This is a genomic window from Candidatus Nitrosopumilus sediminis (assembly GCF_000299395.1).
GTDB lineage: Archaea > Thermoproteota > Nitrososphaeria > Nitrososphaerales > Nitrosopumilaceae > Nitrosopumilus > Nitrosopumilus sediminis.
In genome coordinates this window covers 1,050,667-1,069,522 of the sequence record NC_018656.1, presented here as the reverse complement: position 1 = coordinate 1,069,522, position 18,856 = coordinate 1,050,667, and the positions used below count along the sequence as shown (strand labels likewise).

The following is an 18,856-nucleotide window of genomic DNA, read 5'->3' as shown; positions in this document are numbered from 1 at the left end:
TTTGATTATTCTCCATCTTATTTGCAATTGAATCAATCTGCTTGATTATTTTTGCCTGCAGTTCTGGTGATGTAGTTTTTAGTAATTTTTTTTCAATTTTTTTAATTGATTTGAATATCCTTGAAAATCTGCTCTTAATTCATTTAGATATGGATCATCCATGATGTTTTTTAAATTATCTTGTATTTTAGGAATTTTAATACTCTGGATTTATAATATTATTTCATTAAATTACTTTATGCAGTTAACTGGAATTCTCCAAATTAAATCATATGAAAAGGTAAAAGAATTTTTGAATGATGAGCATGTAGGACGTATTGCTAGCATCGATGTGAATGGCTTTCCTCAAATAATCCCTATGAACTTTGTATTTCTTAATGATGCAGTTTACATGCATTCTCATGTAAAAGGTGAGAAATTAGATAATATTTCTAGAAATAACAAAGTGGGATTCGAAGCTGACAGAGAGCTAGAATTTTTGCCCTCATATTTTGAAGATCCACACAATGCATCTTTGGCAGATACATTATACATCAGCATTGTAATCAAAGGAGTGGCTTCTTTTGTATCTGACAGGGAAGAGAAAACGCTTGCACTAAACGGATTAATGGAAAAATATCAACCTGAAGGGAAGTATGATCCAATTAGTTCTGATATGAGGGTTTTAGATGCTGTTAGTGTGATTAAAGTTGCTCCTCAAACACTTCATGGAAAATACAAAATTGGTCAACACATGAGTCCAGATGATAGGATGAATCTTGCCCAAAAAATTCTAAAGAGAAATTCACCATCTGCTCTTGAAACATTGAAAATTATGGGATTTGAGGTAACTGATACGGGTTTGAAAATGATTGATGAACCTGTATGGTGATCATATCTTGATATCACCATTGCTTTAAATTCAGTTTTCGAGGATTGTATCTGTTGGAACAACTCGCTCAGTTTGAATTGGTATCTGATTATTCTCCTACTGGAGATCAGCCACAAGCAATTGATACATTAGTTAAAGGTGTAAAGAACAAATCTGTCCAAACTCTGATTGGGGTGACTGGAAGTGGAAAAACATTTTCTATTGCAAATGTTATTGCAAGGACTGGAAAAAATACCCTTGTAATTTCCCATAACAAAACTCTTGCAGCACAGCTTTATTCAGAATTAAAACAATTCTTTCCAAAAAATAATGTTGGATATTTTGTATCTTACTATGACTATTATCAGCCTGAAAGTTATCTGCCTCAAACTGATACTTACATCGAAAAGGATACTCAGATAAATGAAAAAATTGAAAAATTAAGACTAGAGGCCACTGCCATGTTGCTTTCTGGAGAGCCTACAATAATTGTGTCAACCGTATCTTGCATCTACTCTCTTGGAAATCCCCGCGATTGGGAGGATCTAGCTATTACTGTCAACACTGGGGATGAAATTAAAAGAAGTGAGATCATACGAAGATTTGTAGATGCTAGGTATGAAAGAAATGACACTGAGGTTGCACCTGGTAACTTTAGAGTGAAAGGAGATACTATTGATGTTACTCCTGCGTATTCTGAAGATTTAGTTAGAATCTCTATGTTTGGAGATGAAATAGAAAAAATTACTCTTTTAGATCATGTGTCTCTTAAAGAAAAAAAGAAAATCAAACAAATGAAAATTTTTCCTGCAAAACATTATCTGATTGCTAAAGATGTTCGAGAAAAAGCTGTAAAATCAATTCGAGAAGAATTAGAATCAAGATTGCCTGAATTAAATGAATTGGAAAAACAAAGACTTGAGATGCGAACAAAATATGATTTGGAAATGATTGAGGAATTGGGATATTGTTCTGGAATTGAAAATTATTCAAGACATTTTGACGGAAGAAAACCTGGGGAAAAAGCATTTTGTTTAATGGATTTTTTTGGCGATGACTATCTTATGGTAATTGATGAATCTCATGTTACATTGCCTCAACTTCATGGAATGTACAAAGGTGATCATTCTAGAAAAAATGAATTAGTGACATATGGATTTAGACTTCCAAGCGCATATGATAACCGTCCATTGAAATTTGAAGAGTTTGAAAAATATATTCAAAATACCATTTTTGTTTCAGCGACTCCTTCTGAATATGAAAAAAAAATATCGTCTCAAATTGCTGAACAACTTGTAAGGCCTACTGGCCTGCTTGACCCTCAAATTGAAATCAGGCCTACCAAAGACCAGATGGATGATTTAATCAGGGAAATTAAGAAAAGATCTGCTAATTCTGAGCGTGTTTTAGTCACAACATTGACCAAACGAATGGCTGAAGATCTGGCAGAATACCTTTCGAAAAAACAAGTCAGGGTAAGATACATGCATTCTGAAATTGAAGGCTTACAGAGAACTGAGATAATTCGGCAATTACGTCTTGGCGAATTTGATGTTCTTGTGGGAATTAATCTTCTTCGAGAAGGACTGGATATTCCTGAGGTTTCTTTAGTTGCTATATTGGATGCTGACAAGGAAGGATTTTTAAGAAATTTTACTAGTTTGATTCAAACCTGTGGCAGAGCTGCAAGAAATGCAAATGGAACTGTGATAATGTATGCTGATAAAAATACACAATCCATGAAAAATGCAATAAATGAAACTAAGCGTCGTAGAGAAAAACAAATGCAATATAACAAAGATCATAATATTGTACCTAGAACAATAATCAAATCTGTTCCTGAGCAAGAAGTTGCTTTAGATGATTCAAAACTAAAATCTACACATGACCTTGCAACAGAAATAATTGATTTGGATGCGCAAATGAAAAAATATTCTGAAGAATTAGATTTTGAGCGTGCAATTGAATGCAGAGATAGAATAAAAAGAATAGAAAAGGAGATTGAATTTAAAAATGGTAGAAAATAAACTAAAGATTAGAGGAGCAAGACATCACAATCTAAAGAATTTAGATATTGACATTCCGAAAAACAAACTAGTTGTTATCAGTGGTTTATCAGGTTCTGGAAAATCCACATTAGCATTTGATACCATTTACGCTGAAGGTCAGAGAAGATACGTTGAATCTCTATCAGCTTATGCACGTCAATTCTTAGAAATGATGGATAAACCTGATGTTGATTCTATTGAAGGTCTTTCTCCGGCAATCTCAATACAACAGAAAACTACTAGTAAAAACCCCCGCTCAACAGTTGGAACCACGACTGAGATTTATGATTACATTAGGTTATTGTTTGCAAGAATTGGTATTCCTTATTGTACAAATTGTGGGCGTAAAGTTTCGACCCAATCAGTTGAACGAATCTGTGATTCAGTACTCAAAGATTTTTCAGGGGAAAAAATTCTAATTTTGGCTCCTATTATTCAGAGAAAAAAGGGAACATATGAGAAATTATTTGAACAAATCAAAAAGGATGGTTACTCTAGAATACGTCTAAATGGGGAGATTTTGAGCCTAGATGATGAAATTCCTCCACTTGATCGGCAAAAATGGCACAATATCGAAATTGTAGTTGATAGAATTACTACTGAAAAATCCGAAAGATCTCGACTTTTTGAAGCCATACAAACTGCAATCAAGGCCTCTAAAGGTGATGTGATGATTGCAACTGAAAAATCCGAAAAAATTTTCTCACAAAATAACGCATGTCCTTACTGTGGATTAACTGTAGGTGAATTAGAACCCCGTTCTTTTTCATTTAATTCTCCATTTGGTATGTGTAAAACATGTAATGGTTTGGGCGTCAAGATGGAGTTCGATGCAGATTTAGTTGTCCCTGACAAATCTAAATCTATTTTGGATGGTGCAATAGTGCCTTGGAGTGGAAGATTTTCAGCATTCAGACGTCAAGCCTTAAGAGCAGTTGGTAAAAAATTTGGATTTGATTTGATGACTCCCTTTGATAAAATCAAGCCTAAACATTTACAAATAATTTTACATGGCACTGATGATTTGATTGACTTTACATATCGTTCAAAATCTGGAGATTCTTCTTGGCAATCTACAAATTCGTTTGAAGGTGTTTTGTCAAATCTTCAACGTACATTTATGGAAACTGATTCTGAATCTAAACGAGAATGGTTAAAACAATTCATGAGGGACACACCTTGTAACACATGTAATGGTAAAAAACTGAAACCTGAATCTCTAGCAGTCAAAATTAATGAAAAAGGAATCATGGATGTATGTGACATGTCTATTGATAATTGTTATGATTTCTTTTCTTCATTGAAACTTACTGAAAACGAACAATACATTGCAAGAGATGTGTTAAAAGAGATTAAAGAACGCCTTGAATTTTTAATGAATGTTGGATTAAATTATTTGACATTGAATAGACTAAGTTCAACGTTATCTGGTGGTGAATCACAACGAATTAGATTGGCAACTCAAATCGGTTCTAATTTGACTGGGGTGTTGTATGTGCTTGATGAACCTACGATTGGATTGCATCAACGAGATAATGCCCGACTCATTAAAACGCTAAATAAACTGCGAAATCTGGGAAATACCGTAATAGTTGTAGAGCATGACGAAGAAGTAATCCGAAATTCAGACTGGATGATAGATTTAGGTCCTGGTGCGGGCGTTCATGGTGGAAATGTTGTTTTTGAAGGAACCGTAAATCAAATTCTCAAGGATGAAAAATCTGTAACTGGTGCATATCTAAAAAACAATTCATTAATAAATTTAGAAAATAAAATCCGTAATCGTTCTGGTTCTTTGATTGTAAAGAATGCTTCTGAAAATAATCTAAAAAATATAGACGTGGAAATTCCCTTAGGTCTTTTTGTCTCTGTAACTGGGGTTTCCGGTTCTGGTAAATCTACATTAATCAATGATATATTGTTAAAAACATTAGAAAACCACTTTTCCAAGTCAAATGTAAGGGCTGGAACTCACAAGGAAATTATTGGTTTAGAAAATATTGATAAAGTAATTGCAATTGATCAATCTCCTATTGGCAGAACTCCTCGTTCAAATCCTGCAACCTACATTGGCGCCTTTACTCCAATTAGAGAACTTTATGCAAATACTGCATTATCTAAAGAACGAGGATATGCTCCGGGACAATTTTCATTTAATGTAGCTGATGGTAGATGTTTTGCATGTGATGGTGATGGAGTAAAACAAATCGAAATGCAGTTTCTGTCTGATGTTTATGTAAAATGTGATGAGTGTAAGGGAAAAAGATACAACACTGAAACTTTGTCTGTGCTATACAAAGGCAAAAACATTTCAGACATTTTAGACATGACTGTATATGAGGCATTAAATTTCTTTGAGAATGTTCCTGCAATTAAACGAAAATTGCAAACAGTATTTGACGTCGGACTGGGCTACATCAAACTAGGGCAGTCTTCCACCACTTTGTCCGGAGGTGAGGCTCAAAGGGTTAAGCTTGCATCTGAGCTGTCAAAACGAGGAACTGGAAAAACTCTCTATATTCTAGATGAGCCTACAACAGGCTTGCATTTTGCAGATGTTCAAAAATTATTAGATGTACTTAATCGCCTTGTTAATCTTGGAAATACTGTTGTCGTAATTGAGCATAACATGGATGTGATTAAAAATTCTGATTGGCTTATTGATCTTGGACCTGAAGGTGGTGATGAAGGTGGACAAGTTGTAGCTACTGGTACTCCAAAAGAGATCTCAAAAGCACCTGGCAGTTATACTGGAAAGTATTTGAAGAAAATATTGAAAAAATGACTTTTGATATTTCTAAAATCAATATCCCTACTGATCCTGGAATATATTTGATGAAGGATACTGATGGAACTATTATCTATATTGGCAAAGCAAAGAATTTGAAAAATAGAGTAAAATCCTATTTCAATAAAAATCAAAATTACAAAACACAAAAACTAGTTGAAAACATTTCTGATGTTGAATTTGTTTTAACTGATAATGAAAGCGAAGCATTTCTTTTAGAATCAAACATGATCAAGAAATATCGCCCTAGATTCAATATTGAATTAAAAGATCAACAAAGATACACATATCTTAGAATATCTGATGAAAAATATCCGCGACTGTTAGTTTCAAGAAGAACTAGAGATGGAAAATTTCTTGGGAAAGGTAAGACATTTGGGCCCTTCACTCAAGGTAGTTCTAAACTACTTACAATTGGTACGTTAAGAAAGGCATTTCAAATTAGAATTTGTAAAACTCTTCCAAAAAAGGTTTGCTTGGAATATCATTTGGGAAATTGTGAGGGTCCATGTGAATTTAAAGATGCTCAGGAAAGATATCCTAAACATGTCCAAGCATTACAAGATGTTCTAAAAGGAAAAAATCAAACCAAAATTTTTACAAAAAAATTGAAAGAAGAGATGCAACAAGCAGCAAAATTACAACAATTTGAGCGTGCAAAGGATATTCGTGACACTTTGATTAGACTAGGAAGCTTACAAACTAAACAGAAAATGGAGTATGTTGAAAATTCTGATGAAGAATACTTTGGCATAGGTATTCAGGAACATTCTGCAACTGTGATGAATTTTAGAATGATTAACGGTGTGATTAGAGATAGTGACAAGTTCTTTTATGATTTAGTAGGTGATAATTCGTTTTCAAATTTCTTATATCAATATTATTCGACACATAAAATTCCCAAATTTATCATAGTTAGTGAACTTCCTGAAAATCAAAAATTGCTGGAATCTTTGCTTTCAGAACAGTCTGGATTTGATGTAAAAATCATAACTCCTACTAGAGGAAAGAAAAAAGACATCATTGATCTGCTTTTGAAAAATATCCAATTGATTCATTCCAAAGGGGGCAATCCTGGTTTAGTGGAATTAAAAGAAATTCTTAGTTTACCTGTAATTCCAAATATCATTGAATGTTTTGATATTTCTAATCATGGTGAAGATTTTGCTGTGGGGTCCATGTCTAGATTTGTTGGGGGAATTCCAAACAAAAATGGATACAGGAAATTCAAAATTAAAACAGTTTCTGGAAGAGATGACTTTGCAATGATTGGAGAAATTATTAAAAGACGATACTATAGATTGCTCGAAGAAAATTCTGAACTCCCTGATTTGATTGTGATCGATGGAGGTAAAGGACAACTTAGTTCTGCAGTGAAGTCTTTAGAATCTCTTGGTTTGGATTTGCCTTGCATATCTTTAGCGAAAGAAAACGAAGAGGTATACCTTCCTAAACACAAAAATCCTATAATAATTCCAAAATACAAATCATCTCTAAAAATTTTACAACATGCAAGAGATGAGACTCATAGATTTGGTGTGGCATATAATAGAACAATAAGGAAAAATCAAATAAAATAAGAAAAAAGGAAAAATTTTGGTTAGTTCACTGTGACACTACCGGTCATCCATGGGTGAACCATGCAGAAGTAATCATAACTGCCTGAGTCATTGAATGTAAATGCATAAGATGCATCTGCCATGACTAGACTGCTATCAAATACGCCGGATGGTCCATCAGCTGGACTACCACCAGTTACTGTGTGTGCTGCTGTGTCGATATTAATCCATTCTACTGTGTCTCCAACATTGATTGTGATGTCTGCTGGTAAGTAGCATGCATTACTTTCTTCACATCCTGGAACTGAAGTACCTACTGGAATATCAACTGTGTGAGTTGTTGGTCCTGTTGGTTTGTCTACCGTGGTTTCTTTCATGGCGACTTTTTCTTCTAGTTGAACAGTTTTTCCTGCAGTTGTAGTTGCACTTACAGAATAACTAATGGTTGCTTGGTTTGTCTTCATAGTGTGAACTGCTAAAGCATTACCTGAGAATTTCCAAGAACCCATTGCATTCTTTGGATCAACAAATGTTAATTCAAAGATAGTTTCACCATCTGGTGTCCATGTCTTTGCTGGTTTTTCATCAGCACCGATTGGTCCTCGTAGTGTAACTAGTTGAATATTTTCAGAAGCAGAGTATGAAAGAATTCCTGAATATACATCACTTGATGGTGCCAAAAGCACTGCAAGTTGATGTGATTCATGACCTACACCAGGATCCTGTACTGTCTGGACTGTGCCAGTCATTACAGTATCTGACATTGGTTTTTCTTTGTAATCTACTTTGTAATCAACTATGAATGGTTCGGTATTCATTGTATGTACTGCTAAAGCATTACCGGCAAATTCCCATTCGCCTCTTGCATTCTTTGGATCAACAAATGTTAATGCAAACTTTGTTTCACCATCTGGTGTCCAAATTGCTTGTCCTTTGTCTTCTCCAGCTGCTAATGGACCGTGTAGTGTAACAAGTTGAATTGGTTCAGATGCATCATACTTGAGTGTACCTGAATATACTTTGTCACTTGGTGCCAAAATGATTGCAAGTTGGTGTGTTTCATGACCTACACCAGGATCTGTTTCTGATGTTAGTCTATCCCAACCTGATTTCATTGGTTTTGCAGGAGCTTCTTGTTTTACCTTATTTGCAATATCTGCAAATGGGTCTGTTTGAGTTTTTTCCTCAACAGTCTTTGAAGCTACTGGAGCAGAAATAACGGGACCGGCATTTTGAACTCCATCCATATAGAATGCAAATCCTACACCGATTACTACAATTGCAATAGAAAATGCAATTGCAGCTCTGTCTATACCTGCCATAATTGATCCATCACTTGATGTATGGTAAATAAATCTAATCTTTGCAATTACGTATATTTTTCATATTTTCACAACTTGGCTGATTTACTTTTATGATGATGGGCAGTTCTTTTCTTGATATCTTTAATTTTTAATATGTTTGAAATATTTACAAAAATATCTCCAATCCTTTGTAAATTTCATAAGATCGCTCTAATTGATGTTGAGGTGTTGTCAATGAATGTGAACACATATTTCTTTTATGAATCAAATACGTAATTAATTTACAAACTGCAAATGAGCTCTCACCAAGTAACTAACCGTTTTTGGTCTTAAGCTCTTTTGCATTTACTGATATATTTTAAATCAATTCATACTCGATTTTTAATTTCCTTTGAGTGATTAGTTGATTGATAAATTTTATTCTTTTTTGAATAAATTGTTCATTACTCGTTATTCCTTTTGATAACTGATCAAACATTGTTTTTTCATTAATTTTTATTTTAATAGTATCTTTATTTTTAATTATGAACACTCCTATCCCCCAAAACAAACCAATATGCAATGCAACATATTTTGATTGCAAATCTGTAATTTTATTTTTATAAATTTCTACATGCTCTCTTTTTTGCTCAACAGTTGAATTGTCTGTTTTGATAATTCATGAAATCTCTGTTGCATTTGCATCTGAATAAAAAACATGGTTCAATTGTCAACCAAAAAGGGGTCTTTTGTTAATATATTTTGAATCCCCCACTTATGATCAAAGATTGAAAGGTGTACTTATGCTTGAATCTCACGCCTTCTTCTCGAAAATGGTTGATGAATTAGTTGAATTCTCAGAATATGATCCTGAATTAGCTGATGGAATTAAATGGCTAGATGATCAGGCTCAGAAAAAAGGTATCACATTTTATGATATGGTTTTTGAAGTTCTATACAAGCACGATGTAAATTCTAAAGCCAAAGACTGGTTAAGTACTAGAAATTAAATTTATTTTCTCAAGTCTAATGTTTGGTATTCACAACCTTCAGGTCCACAATATTTTCCAACATAAGTGGCCTTTGGTCTATACAATGCTGGTTTTGGTGCAGCTTCTGCAAATTTTTCTTCGATGATGTGTGCAGCCCATCCCACAACACGTGAAATTGCAAAAATTGGAGTATTAAGATCCATTGGAATTTTCAACATGTAATACAATGATGCGCTGTACAGGTCTACGTTAGGATAGATATCTTTTCCTTTCTGTTTTTTCATTTCAGAAATTGTGGTGACTTCTATTTTTTCTGTAATGTCAAACCATGGGTCTTTTGTTTTTTCTGCTAGTTTTCTAGATAATTCTTTTAGTACTTGGGCTCTTGGATCATATGTTTTGTAGACTGCGTGACCCATTCCCATTATTCTGTTGCCTTCGCTCATTTCTTTCTTAACCCATTCTTCTACTTTTTCGATATCTCCTATCTCAAGCAGCATTTTCATTACTTCGGTATTGGCCCCACCATGTAGTTCCCCACTTAGTGCCCCAATTGCAGCGCTACATGCTGAATACATGTGTGCCCTAGTAGATGCCACTTGTCTTGCAGTAAATGTAGATGCATTAAACGTATGATCTGCATGCAAAATTAAACACACGTCGAAGATCTTCTCAACTTCTGGATCTGGTCTTTTACCTGACATCATGTATAGAAAATTTGCTGCATGACTTAGTGTTGGGTCTGGATCTACTATGTCTAGTCCATTTCTTATTCTGTTCCAACTTGCAACAATTGTGGGAACTTTTGCAATCAGGTTTATTGCCTTATCATAACTTGCTTCTTTGTTTGCAAATTCTTCATCATAATATCCAGCAAGTGCTGCCACAAAAGCCTGAAGCATATCCATAGGATCTGCATCTTTTCTCCAATTGCCCATGTTTTTTTGCATTTGTTTTGGAATGAACCTGGCATCAATTAATTTGGCATTAAATTCATCTAATTGATTTCTATTTGGAAGCTTGTCATAAAGAAGTAAATATGCTGTTTCTTCAAATGTTGAATTTTTGGTTAATTCTAAAATATCATATCCTCGGTAGATTAGCTTTCCTTTCTCTCCGTCAATATTGGAAATTCTCGTATCTGCTACTTCGATTCCACGAAGGCCGATATTTTTTGTCTCCATAATGAGCCTACAAAATTTCTTCTATTATATTTTCGCTCAAAATCATGTCTATGAAATTTAGTATTTAGTCTAATATGCCAACTTTTGGCCATAAATGAGAATTTTTAATAAAAAATTACTTGACTCCTAAAGAGCGTAAAGATTTGCAAAAATTAGATGACATGGTATTGAATGCGACATCTGATGAACTGAAAAAAATTCAGGAGATTGATCATCAGACTCAGCTTGAAGGAGTATCGTTTTTTGATGTGTACCTTGATTCTAGATCTTTGATTCACAAAAATATTAAAAAACAGTCTCATAAATCCTGATCACTTTCTTCATTTAAATGAGGGTTGCAAATTTTCTATCTATATTGGCAGTATCTAAAACTAAAAAATCTACCACCACTGTTAAGAAAAAAGCAACTAAAAAAGTAGCAAAAAAAGTTGCCAAAAAAACAGCAGCAAAAAAACCTGTTAAGAAAACTGTTGCAAAAAAAGTAACAAAGAAATCTGCATCTAAAAAAACTACAAAACCACAAAGAACTAAAGTGATTTGTATTTCTCACAAAGAAGATTGTGATGGTATTAGTTCTGCTGCAATTATCAGACAGGCATTTGGCGGTGATGCAATACTGGTTGACTATCCTGGACAAATGGAAGCACTAAATCAAGTGGTTTTAGATGAAAAATTAAAGTCATTATTTATTTGTGATTTGGGTCTTAGTAAAAAAACCCAGGATGAATTTATTGATATTTTAACAACTCTGAGAAAAAACAAAGTCTCAGTAACTTACATTGATCATCATGATATAGACCCTGATGTTGTAAAGGCATTAAAAAAAATAAAAGTAAAGGTGATTCATGACATCAATGAATGTACTGCTGTTTTAGCTTACACTGCATTCAAATCAAAATTAAATGATCATGCATCATTTGTTGCAGCATGTGCTGCAATTACTGACTACATGGAAACTAGACCAATAGGTGCAAAATTACTGCAAATCTATGACCGACAATTTGCATTGATTAGTGCGACTGTTCTTACTTACAATATTGTGGGGCATCAAAAAGAACCTGATTATCTATTGTACCTTGTTGAGGAGTTGGCTGAATCCAAGTTCCCTCATGCAATACCTAACACTTTTGAATTTGCTCAAATTCAAGTTGAGAAACTATCTCAGATGATTGCCAAAGTAAAACAAGGAATGAAAACTATGAAAAATCTTGGTTATATGGAAATTTTAGATGCTGGTGCTAGTGGTGCTGTGAATTTTGTAATGGGATTGTCTGGAAAGGACGTCGGCGTTGCATACAAAGAAAGAGTTGATCATGGAATCTATGCTGTATCTGTTCGTGGCTCTAAAGATTGCAAAGTCCATCTTGGGAAAATTGTCAACACCTTGGCTACTAGTCTTGGCGGTTCTGGTGGAGGTCATGACAAGGCATGTGGTGCCGTAATTCCTAAACCCAAAATAAAAAAATTCATTACGGAATTAAATAAGCAAATCAAATAATCTATTCTTAAATATTCTAAATTAACCAAAAGAATTTCCTAAATGAAATTACAATTCCTTAATCTGCCTTAATTGTAAATGCAAAAAATCCTCCCTTGCTTTTACTCAGGAATTTTGAAATTTTTGCCATAAACCCATATTTTTTATCCCTTCTCTTTACTGCTTTTTTAGTCTCTTCTTCATTTAGAATTGTGGCAGTTCCTGAAATCCATTCTCCTGTAACTTTACCTTTAATTGTACACAATGCAAATTTTACTTGTAAATTGTTTTTTAGACGTTTTACCTTGCCTGTTTTACTGCGTGTGACGACATAAATCAAATCATCTTTGACTACAAACCATACTGGTGTTCTAACTGGTTGATTATTTTTTCGATAAGTTTCAAGCGAGATATATTTTTCGGATTTAATTTCGTCTAAATTTATCATAATGATTTTGGCCTGCTCTAAAATTAATATCTAGATGGCATTGCAATTTTTGATTTTGATGACACTATAATTATTGAAATTATTGATATTGCTAAAACCAATGATGCTACAACTCCAAACTCTGGAACTACCACTCCATCTTTGATTTCGACTTTGATTGATTCTTTGTACTCTGATGAAGTTCCTTGATTTGCGGTAATTGTATACATTCCATTCTCTTTCCATACTGGACCGCCTGTTTTAATTTCTAATTGGAATTTTCCTTGCGTATTTGGACTTACTTGCCCAACTGAAATTATGTTACCACTTGGTGCATATACGATAAATGTAATGTCTGTACTTCTAATTTCTGTATATCCGCTAATTTTGATAATGTTTGATCCGTTAACTGTGTCTGCTGTGAGTGTAATCTTGCTTGAATCTGTTAATTGTGGCGTGCTTACTGCTGGTTCTGGAGATGGTTGGGTTATTTGGTTTCTTGGCATTACTTCAGATGTTACTGTGAATTGTGTCCTTGCTGTAATGTCTATATCTTCCTGACTTGCAATTATTGTGTATGTTCCTAATTTGAAACTTGGAAGAGTTGGATGCATTAAATCTCTGAATGTCCCATCATCACTTATTGCCACTGATGGCCTATACACAACAATTCCCTCTGGATCAGTTACAGTAAGTCTTACTGGCTTCCATTGTGAGACATCAGTTACCTTCCCCGTTATCCAAATAGAATCCAAAGACTGGATGTTTTCTTCAGAAACGCTAACTTGTATTGTTGGTTCCGCAAATACTGAAGTCGAAAATATTGAAACTGCGATTAATGCTAATAACGAAATTTTAAACACGTACATTCTGAATATTACATATATATGAATTGTATATATGATTTTATCGTAACATTTGTAATCTTTGATTTTTTCATTCTGAAAATTCCACAATTGCATCAATTTCTGTCATTGAATTTAGCGGTAAACATGCAACACCCACTGCAATTCGCGAATGTTTTCCTTTATCTCCAAATACTTCAAAGAACAAATCTGATGCCGGATTGATTACTTTGGGATGTTGGTAAAACTCTGCATCTGAATTTACAAATCCTGATAGTCTTACAATTCTTGTTACTTTATCCAAACTGCCTAATTCCCTTTTGATTTGTGCTAAAAGATTGATTGCACACATTCTTGCCGATTTTTGAGCAGTTTCTAGATTGTCGTCTGTAACTTTTCCTGTGAATAGTACTTTTCCTTCCTCCATTGGGATTTGACCTGAGATGAATAGCAAATTTCCAGTCTTTACTGCTGGAATGTATGATCCTGCTGGTGTTGGAGGGTTTGGAAGTTTAATTCCTAGCAATTCAAGTTTTTCTTCAATCATGACTATGTTGATAAATTTTTGTCTGATTTTAGTTTTTACAATTATCTTGTGAATTTATTGCATGTTTTTAAAATAATTGTGCATTACTGTATATGTGAAATATTTTGATTACTCGTGTTGCTAGGGGCATTTTATGATGAGGATCTAGTGAATGTCTCTAGTAACACTGTATTTTTTAAATCTTAAGATGGCCTGCTTTTGGAATTTTACTACTAAAGTCCCTTTGCAATAATATTCGCTCGTTTGTTTTTCTACCCTCAAGCAATCTCTGATTTGTCTCATCCATGAATTCATTGATTTGTTTGAAACAATTTTTTAACTCTTTTTTTAATTCGCTGTCGTCACTTGTTTCTATTGTCCATAGAATTGATGATGCTAATTCAAACATGCTGGTCATGCCTGTTACTATTGATTCATAATCTGTTTTTGTGTACTTGCTGAATTTATAAGATGTAAGATCTTTGGATATGTCTAAAAATATTTTCTTACTTTCTAATTTTTTTAATGCAGAATTTATCTTAGATTCATATGTAAAAATTAAATTATTGATAAAACCAATATGTTCTTCAAGTGAATAGTGATAATATTTTTCATAATATGCCTCGTTTTTGTAACCGTGTTTTTTAATGTGTCCTAATTCTTCCATTTTTTTTAGTATTTCTTTTAATTTGGTTCTATTGAATCGTTTTTTATTATTCAAACAGTTTTTCCAAATATCTCCAAAATAATTTTTTTCATCATTCATACATTCTAAAATATATTCTATTGAAATCATCTGCATGGACAGTCTTTTATCTGGAATTATTTATTGGTGGTGAACTGAATTCTTGGGCGTCTTTTTATTCTTATTTTAATCTAAATTCCATTTTGTCCTCTAAACCTCTCGAATTTTGAGCATTTTGTACATGTTTCTTATCTGGTAATCTAATGAGTGTTTAATCTATAATTAGAATATGTTATTTCATGATGAAGAACTAGACGAGGAAGAATTGACCAAATGTTTTGAAAAATTGGATCCTAAAACTCTTGAATTAATTCAACAGGAATACAGAAATGACTGACAGTGAAAGATTAGCAAAAAAAGTATCTGCTTATATTCAGAAAAATCTTAAAGGAAAAACTCCCTTCCAAAGCACTTCGGACTTTATTTCATATATTGCATACAAAGAACAGCAGAAAAAATTTGATGATGCATCTGAATAATCATTTGGGTTTCTAAATTTTGAAAAATCTTAATTTTTGCTTATTTTTATGAGTACTTTTTCACCCTTGTTTGAATTGTTTTGATATATTGTTCTTGTCTTGTACCCTTGTTTTTGAAGACATCCATCCAAAATTGATACCCATGGTAATGAATGCCCACTATTCAATTTTGATTCTACAGTAATGTTTTTGGTGTTTGCTTCAAAATTAACATGGCCTGAACACGTGATTTGCATTACTGCATCCATTATCTCAATTATGTCATCAAGTGTTTTAGATTTGAGAGAAATTCCGTTCTTCTCTAATAGTTTGAGCATATCTGCATCTGTTTTTTTAGATATCATTGTAGAGTTTAGGATATACATCAAACCTGCATCATTTACTGTTTTAATTATTTTGTAAATCTCCTGTGCTTCTGTTTTTGTCATGTCTGCAAGAGCTTTGGTTTTAGTTGCATTTTTCCAAATGTTTGAAAATACTTTCTCTTGATTAATCCCTAAAATTTCTGTAGATGAGAAAACAGCTCCTTTTCCATTATCATTGTTTATCATTAGTAATTCTGTTTCATCGAAAATGAAACAATTTTGTGTAATCTCTGATGCTCTGATTTCAACTCCATCTGGAATGGATCTATATGATTCTGAACAAATTTGTGCTGGTGATGCCAGAACTTTGACATCCAAATTTCTTCTCAAAACTGATAATAGTTGTTCTTTACATTCAGCTAATAATCCAAAACCCCACTGATCTGTCATTATTTTAATTGATGATTTTGAACCTTCAATCATTGTTTGGAGTTGAGACAAAACATTGTTTGCGCTCAAATGAAAATATCTTCTTTCCTCTGACCCTCTTGATTTTCTGCTCTCTTCGCTTGCCTTTTTCAAATTTGAAATCAATGAATTCATTGCATTAACTTTGTTGATCTGCTCATGAATTATTCCATCAAAAGCGTCTTCTGGAGCAATCGCTGTACACATAATGGGTTTGCTTTTTGAAATAATGACTAGTTTCTTATTTTCTAATTTTAGTAAAGTCGGGTAAATTTTTGTTCTTGGAATTTCTGAATAATATGCCAACTCACTAGCAGAAATTGTTCCTCTTGCTATCAGGGCCACATATGCCTGTGCTTCATATTTACTTAATCCAAATTCTTCTAGGCTAACTGTTAAAACGTGCTCATTTACCATGATTCTGCTTGATTTGTTATTAGGTAAAATCGAGAGCTAAATTCCTTTACACAAATACTCAAAAAAAATCAAAATTGTATCTGCTGATGGGTGTAACTGTGGTTACTAAATAATTTGATACACTGTCCTGATATACAAAATCTAGAAATGCAAACTGGTATGTTGGTAAAATGTAGTGTTAATCCATTAGAAATTGAAAACATTTCTCATTCTGTAACACTTGTCCCTAGGTTAGAATATTCTATGAATTTGCTGAATGAAATAATTGATGTTCTAGATGACAAGCAATCTGAATTAAAAGAACTAAACAAAGATTTGGTTCATGATTTTGATGAATCTGATAAAACTCACATCAATGCATTAAATATCGAACATCTTGTGATATATTCTCTAGAGATTTTACTTCAAGTAAAAAATAACATGAATCGAATTTCTAATGTCGGTACTATTCCTGAAGTTTTACCTTCGTCAATTCCAATGATTAGGACAGTCAGTGCACAATTATTTGGCATCATTCCAAATTGCAGTCAAAAATTATCTGAAATATCTGTTCATTTAGGTAGCATTGTGCTTGACTCTGCTGCTCTAACTATGGCAAAATTTGATTTTAGTCAGTCCAATACAGAGTCTGCTGCTATACTTAATGAAGTAAAATTGATGGTCGGCTCTAAATTAAGTAAGCAGTACCCTAATCTTGATTTTTTCAAATTATGCAATACTTGACATGTTAACTCCAAAACGAGATTTTTCAAAAGATGTAGAGCGCATAAGGGCCATTTCTTCTAAAATTGACAAAAAACTGTCTCAGGTAAAATCTTCTGATGATGTGAAAATTGACAAGCTTTCTTTAGATGAGTTACAGGATTTAGATAAAATTGTTGGAATTGCTGATTTTATGATGTGTAAATATGCAGATAAAAAAGAGATGCGTTCTATCCTGAAGTATTTTACTTCTATAATCAACGAAACTGCAAGTTCATTAGGTGATTTGGATGATGAAGTATCTGAATTGATTTTATCTGCTGAGGACTCTATAAACAAGGTTAAAGACATGCATACTCATATCTCTGAAAAATCTGATTTTAAAAAAAAATATGATGATGGACCCGATTATAATGAATGTGAAACAAGTGCAATTAATTTAACCAATTTTGCTACAGAGATTCACACCGTAGGATACCAACAAAATTCTCAAAGAGACACTGCGTAGGTAATTAGAATGAGTTTAGCCCCCCAAGAATTAGAAAACACAGCAAGCAAATATGCTTCTGAAGCTATCAAATTTGATTCACAAGGTGCCCGCGGGATGGCAATTACTAATTATCAACATGCAATTGATGCTCTCGTAAAATTATTACAACTTTATCCAACCAGCAAATTGAATCAAATCTACAAAGAACGATGTAACTCTTACCATGGTAGAATTAATGCGTTACAACAGGCCCATGGTGTTGAGCCTGCAGTTGACCCTAAAGCTTCTGAGGCAGAACAAAAGAAATCTGTTCAGCGACAAGAAAATGAAAATGATTTTGAAGAATTAATCATGAAAGAAAAACCTGATGTTACTTGGGATCAAGTAATTGGTTTAGATGATGCAAAAAGTGCATTGCGTGAATCAATTGTATATCCAACTAAAAGACCTGATTTGTTTCCTCTTGGATGGCCAAAGGGAATGTTGTTGTATGGTCCACCAGGAACAGGAAAAACTATGCTTGCAGCAGCAACTGCAAATGAAATGGATGGTTATTTCATAAATGTGGATGCATCATCTATGATGAGTAAATGGTTAGGTGAAGCAGAAAAGAATGTTTCAAAATTATTTGCTATGGCAAGACAGTATGCTGAAAAAGAAGGCAAACCTGTAATTTTATTTGTAGATGAAGTGGATTCCCTGTTGGGTTCTAGAAATAGTGAAGTGGGTGGAGAAGTAAGAACCAAAAATCAATTCTTAACAGAAATGGACGGTGTTAATGGTAAAGGTAAAGACTTGATGTTGTATGTAATTGGTGCAACAAACAAACCATGGAGCCTTGATTGGCCATTTCTTAGAAGATTTCAAAAGAGAATTTACGTTTCCTTGCCTACACAAGAAGCAAGAGAAAATCTCTTTAAGCAATACACTGCTAAATTAAATAAAAATTATAGAGTCAATAACGCTGAATTGGCAAAATTGTTTGATGGATACAGTGCAAGTGATATTAAAGATATTTGCCAAGCTGCACAAATTAAAACAGTTCATGAAATTTTCAATGCACCTGATTACCATGAACCAGTTGAAGGAGAGGAACCTGTTCAACCACGAGAACTAGTAACTGCTGATTTCAAAAATATTATGTCAAGAAGAAAGCCTAGTGTCTCCACTGAAATGATTCGTGCTTATCACAAGTGGAGCGAAGAGTTCCAAGCCCTCTGATCAAATTTTATTTTTTGCGATCAAATTTTCGAATCTTCATTACGCACAAA

19 protein-coding genes are annotated in these 18,856 nt (G+C 33.5%); 11 read left to right on the top strand and 8 right to left on the bottom strand.

From position 1 onward, the window contains the following. The first annotated feature begins 238 nt into the window (after positions 1-238). The 4 genes from NSED_RS06480 to uvrC are packed head-to-tail and all read left to right on the top strand — an operon-like array spanning position 239 to position 7,266. Positions 239-871: a pyridoxamine 5'-phosphate oxidase family protein gene (locus NSED_RS06480; RefSeq protein ID WP_026090099.1), complete on the top strand. Its 633-nt coding sequence runs from the start codon at positions 239-241 to the stop codon at positions 869-871. Between the two features lie 53 nt (positions 872-924). Continuing rightward, positions 925-2,877 (top strand): excinuclease ABC subunit UvrB, encoded by a 1,953-nt coding sequence (gene uvrB / locus NSED_RS06475; RefSeq protein ID WP_014965453.1) that lies wholly within the window; start codon positions 925-927, stop codon positions 2,875-2,877. Further along, positions 2,864-5,683, top strand: a complete 2,820-nt coding sequence (gene uvrA, locus NSED_RS06470; protein ID WP_014965452.1) for an excinuclease ABC subunit UvrA — start codon at positions 2,864-2,866, stop codon at positions 5,681-5,683. The genes uvrB and uvrA overlap by 14 nt, the downstream gene beginning before the upstream one ends. Beyond that, positions 5,680-7,266 (top strand): excinuclease ABC subunit UvrC, encoded by a 1,587-nt coding sequence (uvrC, locus tag NSED_RS06465; protein WP_014965451.1) that lies wholly within the window; start codon positions 5,680-5,682, stop codon positions 7,264-7,266. The genes uvrA and uvrC overlap by 4 nt, the downstream gene beginning before the upstream one ends. Before the next feature lie 20 nt (positions 7,267-7,286). On the opposite strand, the gene NSED_RS06460 is transcribed toward uvrC, so the two are convergent. Both NSED_RS06460 and NSED_RS06455 read right to left on the bottom strand, forming a co-directional pair. Continuing rightward, a complete protein-coding gene (locus NSED_RS06460; RefSeq protein ID WP_014965450.1) occupies positions 7,287-8,567 on the bottom strand; it encodes a cupredoxin domain-containing protein in 1,281 nt (426 codons plus the stop codon). 340 nt (positions 8,568-8,907) lie between these two features. Then, positions 8,908-9,132 carry a hypothetical protein gene (locus NSED_RS06455; protein ID WP_014965449.1) on the bottom strand — a complete coding sequence of 75 codons (225 nt, stop codon included), beginning with the start codon at positions 9,130-9,132 and terminating at the stop codon, positions 8,908-8,910. A 199-nt stretch (positions 9,133-9,331) separates the two neighbouring features. Between NSED_RS06455 and NSED_RS06450 the strand changes: the two genes are divergently transcribed. Next, positions 9,332-9,538, top strand: a complete 207-nt coding sequence (locus NSED_RS06450; protein WP_026090100.1) for a hypothetical protein — start codon at positions 9,332-9,334, stop codon at positions 9,536-9,538. A gap of 2 nt (positions 9,539-9,540) precedes the next feature. Here NSED_RS06450 and NSED_RS06445 read toward each other — a convergent pair whose 3' ends face one another. Then, complete coding sequence (locus tag NSED_RS06445; RefSeq protein WP_014965447.1) at positions 9,541-10,704, bottom strand: citrate synthase; 1,164 nt, start codon at positions 10,702-10,704, stop codon at positions 9,541-9,543. Between the two features lie 119 nt (positions 10,705-10,823). On the opposite strand from NSED_RS06445, the gene NSED_RS06440 reads away from it, so the two are divergent. Together NSED_RS06440 and NSED_RS06435 are read left to right on the top strand one after the other, a co-directional pair. After that, positions 10,824-11,015, top strand: a complete 192-nt coding sequence (locus tag NSED_RS06440) for a hypothetical protein (RefSeq protein WP_014965446.1) — start codon at positions 10,824-10,826, stop codon at positions 11,013-11,015. A gap of 17 nt (positions 11,016-11,032) precedes the next feature. Next, positions 11,033-12,202 (top strand): DHHA1 domain-containing protein, encoded by a 1,170-nt coding sequence (locus NSED_RS06435; protein WP_016940272.1) that lies wholly within the window; start codon positions 11,033-11,035, stop codon positions 12,200-12,202. A 58-nt stretch (positions 12,203-12,260) separates the two neighbouring features. On the opposite strand, the gene NSED_RS06430 is transcribed toward NSED_RS06435, so the two are convergent. From NSED_RS06430 to NSED_RS06415, 4 genes are all read right to left on the bottom strand, one after another. Beyond that, positions 12,261-12,629, bottom strand: coding sequence for a PPOX class F420-dependent oxidoreductase (locus NSED_RS06430; protein WP_014965444.1), 369 nt, complete (start codon positions 12,627-12,629; stop codon positions 12,261-12,263). Between the two features lie 23 nt (positions 12,630-12,652). Then, entirely contained in the window at positions 12,653-13,477 is an 825-nt protein-coding gene (locus NSED_RS06425; RefSeq protein WP_232212386.1) for a PEFG-CTERM sorting domain-containing protein, read from the bottom strand. Positions 13,478-13,544: 67 nt separating this feature from the next. Next, the gene (locus tag NSED_RS06420; RefSeq protein WP_014965442.1) at positions 13,545-14,000 is read right to left on the bottom strand and encodes a RidA family protein; all 456 of its coding nucleotides are present in this window, start codon (positions 13,998-14,000) and stop codon (positions 13,545-13,547) included. 175 nt (positions 14,001-14,175) lie between these two features. After that, a complete protein-coding gene (locus NSED_RS06415) occupies positions 14,176-14,775 on the bottom strand; it encodes a hypothetical protein (protein WP_237737681.1) in 600 nt (199 codons plus the stop codon). A 278-nt stretch (positions 14,776-15,053) separates the two neighbouring features. On the opposite strand from NSED_RS06415, the gene NSED_RS10540 reads away from it, so the two are divergent. Continuing rightward, positions 15,054-15,203 (top strand): hypothetical protein, encoded by a 150-nt coding sequence (locus tag NSED_RS10540; RefSeq protein ID WP_016940274.1) that lies wholly within the window; start codon positions 15,054-15,056, stop codon positions 15,201-15,203. 29 nt (positions 15,204-15,232) lie between these two features. Here the strand turns inward: NSED_RS10540 and NSED_RS06410 are convergent, their stop codons facing one another. Then, positions 15,233-16,393 (bottom strand): TrmB family transcriptional regulator, encoded by a 1,161-nt coding sequence (locus tag NSED_RS06410; protein ID WP_014965440.1) that lies wholly within the window; start codon positions 16,391-16,393, stop codon positions 15,233-15,235. Positions 16,394-16,552: 159 nt separating this feature from the next. Here NSED_RS06410 and NSED_RS06405 point away from each other — a divergent pair, with 159 nt between their 5' ends. The 3 genes from NSED_RS06405 to NSED_RS06395 are packed head-to-tail and all read left to right on the top strand — an operon-like array spanning position 16,553 to position 18,806. Beyond that, the gene (locus NSED_RS06405) at positions 16,553-17,116 is read left to right on the top strand and encodes a hypothetical protein (RefSeq protein ID WP_026090102.1); all 564 of its coding nucleotides are present in this window, start codon (positions 16,553-16,555) and stop codon (positions 17,114-17,116) included. Between the two features lies 1 nt (position 17,117). After that, positions 17,118-17,603, top strand: a complete 486-nt coding sequence (locus NSED_RS06400) for a hypothetical protein (RefSeq protein WP_193353266.1) — start codon at positions 17,118-17,120, stop codon at positions 17,601-17,603. Positions 17,604-17,612: 9 nt separating this feature from the next. After that, positions 17,613-18,806 carry an AAA family ATPase gene (locus NSED_RS06395; protein WP_014965437.1) on the top strand — a complete coding sequence of 398 codons (1,194 nt, stop codon included), beginning with the start codon at positions 17,613-17,615 and terminating at the stop codon, positions 18,804-18,806. Positions 18,807-18,856: the final 50 nt, after the last annotated feature.

Bases quoted from the DNA above. Each gene is read 5' to 3' on its own strand.
- NSED_RS06410 (WP_014965440.1), bottom strand. From the start codon at position 16,393: ATGGTAAATGAGCACGTTTTAACAGTTAGCCTAGAAGAATTTGGATTA.
- NSED_RS06400 (WP_193353266.1), top strand. From the start codon at position 17,118: ATGTTAACTCCAAAACGAGATTTTTCAAAAGATGTAGAGCGCATAAGG.
- NSED_RS06425 (WP_232212386.1), bottom strand. From the start codon at position 13,477: ATGTACGTGTTTAAAATTTCGTTATTAGCATTAATCGCAGTTTCAATA.
- NSED_RS06450 (WP_026090100.1), top strand. From the start codon at position 9,332: ATGCTTGAATCTCACGCCTTCTTCTCGAAAATGGTTGATGAATTAGTT.
- uvrA (WP_014965452.1), top strand. From the start codon at position 2,864: ATGGTAGAAAATAAACTAAAGATTAGAGGAGCAAGACATCACAATCTA.
- NSED_RS06460 (WP_014965450.1), bottom strand. From the start codon at position 8,567: ATGGCAGGTATAGACAGAGCTGCAATTGCATTTTCTATTGCAATTGTA.
- NSED_RS06445 (WP_014965447.1), bottom strand. From the start codon at position 10,704: ATGGAGACAAAAAATATCGGCCTTCGTGGAATCGAAGTAGCAGATACG.
- uvrC (WP_014965451.1), top strand. From the start codon at position 5,680: ATGACTTTTGATATTTCTAAAATCAATATCCCTACTGATCCTGGAATA.
- NSED_RS06480 (WP_026090099.1), top strand. From the start codon at position 239: ATGCAGTTAACTGGAATTCTCCAAATTAAATCATATGAAAAGGTAAAA.
- NSED_RS06435 (WP_016940272.1), top strand. From the start codon at position 11,033: ATGAGGGTTGCAAATTTTCTATCTATATTGGCAGTATCTAAAACTAAA.
- NSED_RS10540 (WP_016940274.1), top strand. From the start codon at position 15,054: ATGACTGACAGTGAAAGATTAGCAAAAAAAGTATCTGCTTATATTCAG.
- NSED_RS06430 (WP_014965444.1), bottom strand. From the start codon at position 12,629: ATGATAAATTTAGACGAAATTAAATCCGAAAAATATATCTCGCTTGAA.
- NSED_RS06395 (WP_014965437.1), top strand. From the start codon at position 17,613: ATGAGTTTAGCCCCCCAAGAATTAGAAAACACAGCAAGCAAATATGCT.
- NSED_RS06415 (WP_237737681.1), bottom strand. From the start codon at position 14,775: ATGATTTCAATAGAATATATTTTAGAATGTATGAATGATGAAAAAAAT.
- NSED_RS06420 (WP_014965442.1), bottom strand. From the start codon at position 14,000: ATGATTGAAGAAAAACTTGAATTGCTAGGAATTAAACTTCCAAACCCT.
- NSED_RS06405 (WP_026090102.1), top strand. From the start codon at position 16,553: ATGTTGGTAAAATGTAGTGTTAATCCATTAGAAATTGAAAACATTTCT.